Origin of the sequence: Psychrobacter sp. (genome assembly GCF_018260395.1) — a bacterium.
Classification (GTDB): Bacteria; Pseudomonadota; Gammaproteobacteria; order Pseudomonadales; family Moraxellaceae; genus Psychrobacter.
In genome coordinates, this window is record NZ_JAGLBC010000212.1 from 1 (window position 1) to 2,549 (window position 2,549).

A 2,549-nucleotide genomic window follows, 5' to 3' on the forward strand; every position below is an offset into this window, starting at 1 on the left:
CTCTAATTTAGCAATTATTGTTACTTACCATTAATTTACTTTTGCTATTAAATGTTTGCGTGTGACAATGTTTACTGGCAACTGTCTTTACTAATGATTATATGTACTAGCAATTTCTTATACAACAAACTATTAGGTAATCACCAATAGAGTCCACTTTGCTACTATGAAAAATAAAATAGCCCTTCAACCTAGTTCAATTAAAGTTAAGGCGATCACAATATTAGCTGTGTTCGCGTTGCATATAGGTGCAGCTCTATTTTTATTAAATATAGATATGCCAAAGCTTACCCCAAAAAAGCTTGAAATAAAGAAACCTATTCAAATTCAGCTGTTAAATATACCTGATAAGCAAAAGCTAGAAGTAACAGAAGTCAAACCAAAGCTTGAGAATATGCCAAAGCTTAATCAATCAGCATCGAAGCCTGAGATGAATGCTGTTAAGTTGCCAAAATCAGAACCAGTCAACAAATTAAATCTCAAGCCCGTCACAAAGCCAAAGCCTAAAGTTGAAAAAATAGACACTTTCAAAAAAGCTAGAACACCACCCGAACCAAAGCATCAGACACAAACTAAAAAATCACCCATAGTTGAACATGATGCTATTAATGATAAGCCTAAAGTTATCATGGCTAACAATGAACAACAGCGTTTAATTGATCAAGCCGCTAAACAAAAAGAAGCTCAACAAAAGGCAGCTCAAGAACAGGCCACTCAAGAACTAGCCGCTAAACAGAAGGCAGTGCTTGATAGGGCGGCAGCTGAAAGAGCTGCTCAAGAAAAGGCCGTTGCTGAAAGAGCTGCTCAAGAAAAAGCCGCACAGGAGCAGGCTTCTAAAGAGAGAGTTGCACAACAAAAAGCCGCTGCCGATAAAGCCGCAGCTGTACAGGCAGCCAAAGTTGCAGCAGACAGTAACACTCCACAAAGATTCTCTGCAAGTGATGCCAGGTGGCAACGTAAGCCAAAATATCTTTTTCCAGACCAAGTAAGAAGAACAACCCAAAGTCAGACATATACAGTTTCGCTAGATTTAATAGTCGACAAACAAGGCAATGTGACCTCGGTAAGCATAGTCACTTCTTCAGGTAATAATACTATTGATAAAGCAGCTGTTTATGATATAAGAAGGGGTAAATTTCATCCCTTTATCAAAAACGGCATGCCTGTGATTGGGATTGTAACCCTACCTGTAAATTATAAACTTGATTAATTTTGATACTGAATATCTCATTAAGTCAATAGGGTATCCAAACCCAAACAGAATCAACATAAGTAGCTTTTCAAATAAAATAAAGGTAGCTTCTAAAAAAGATTGAATATTTATAGCAAATACATTGAGTTAAAGTTAATTTCTTCCCGTTTTGTAAGGACTATCCATGGATTTTGCAGCTTATTGGCAATATACCGATATTGTTACCAAGTTATTGTTCTTTAGCTTGATAGGTTTATCAATAGCCTCTTGGATTGCCGGTATTTTGCGTCTTTATCAAAGCAGACGACTTAAAAGTAAGGTATCGATGGATTTAATGCAAGCAGTAAAGGCAGAGTCTAGCACTATATCTGCGATTAGCAGTTCAGATCGAAGAACGGTAGTTGAGCAGGTGTTATTGAAGGAGATTGGTCGCTATCGTTATTCGGGAGAAAAAGGACTTGCCATATTGGGTACAACCGCTGCCATTGGTCCGTTTATTGGTTTATTTGGTACGGTCTGGGGTATCTTCCATGCTTTACACAGTATTGGACAGTCAGGTCAGGCAGGCTTAAGCCAAGTGGCAGGTCCGGTAGGTGAATCATTAATTATGACGGGGCTAGGTCTGGCTGTGGCTATTCCAGCGGTAGTTTTTTATAACATAGCCATTCGCATTAATCGTCAAACTCTATTTATCGCAAATGACACAGCATATAGTTTACTTGGTAATACTGCAAAGCCTACGGATAGCTTTGAAACCATACAGGTTGACTCGCTGAAATAGGATCAGATAGTCAAAAAAAATAGATATACCTGTTAATAACATACTGTGCCAATAACGATTAACTAGTAATCAGTAATCAGTAATCAGTAATCATTAATCAGAAATCGGTAATCATTAATTAATGAGTAATAAGTAATCCGGTAGAGCAGGCTCAAAAGGAGCAATGTATGGCATTTCAGTTAGGTGATGATGATATGCAACCAATGAATGAAATTAACCTCATTCCTTTAATTGATATCATGTTGGTATTGATGATTATTTTTTTATTGACGGCAACCGTAGTAAATCCTTCTGTGTCTTTAGATTTGCCACAAACCACGGCCAGTATTCAGCCGCAACCGCCGAAAGTTATTCAAATTAGTATCGATAAAGAGGCGGGCATATTTTGGGACGCTCAGCCCATATCGCTGTCTGAGTTACAACGTCGATTGGCCAGTGAATCAATCGTTCAGCCACAGCCCTCTATTCACTTAAGAGCCGACAAAGATGCGCGTTATGAGACAGTAGCGCAAGTGTTGGCAACTGCTAGTGAAGCACAAATGAGCAATATTGCTTTTGTCAGTGAGTAAAAAGGAT

At 38.4% G+C, this 2,549-nt stretch carries 3 protein-coding genes; all 3 read left to right on the forward strand.

Annotation, left to right across the window (positions count from 1 at the left end; translation table 11 throughout):
* Positions 1 to 166 precede the first annotated feature (166 nt).
* On the forward strand, positions 167 to 1,210 hold the full coding sequence (locus QZ265_RS10525; RefSeq protein WP_296405968.1) for a TonB family protein: 1,044 nt from the start codon (positions 167 to 169) through the stop codon (positions 1,208 to 1,210).
* A 166-nt stretch (positions 1,211 to 1,376) separates the two neighbouring features.
* On the forward strand, positions 1,377 to 1,973 hold the full coding sequence (locus QZ265_RS10530; RefSeq protein WP_296405969.1) for a MotA/TolQ/ExbB proton channel family protein: 597 nt from the start codon (positions 1,377 to 1,379) through the stop codon (positions 1,971 to 1,973).
* 167 nt (positions 1,974 to 2,140) lie between these two features.
* The gene (locus tag QZ265_RS10535; protein WP_296405971.1) at positions 2,141 to 2,542 is read left to right on the forward strand and encodes a biopolymer transporter ExbD; all 402 of its coding nucleotides are present in this window, start codon (positions 2,141 to 2,143) and stop codon (positions 2,540 to 2,542) included.
* The last annotated feature ends 7 nt before the right edge of the window (positions 2,543 to 2,549 follow it).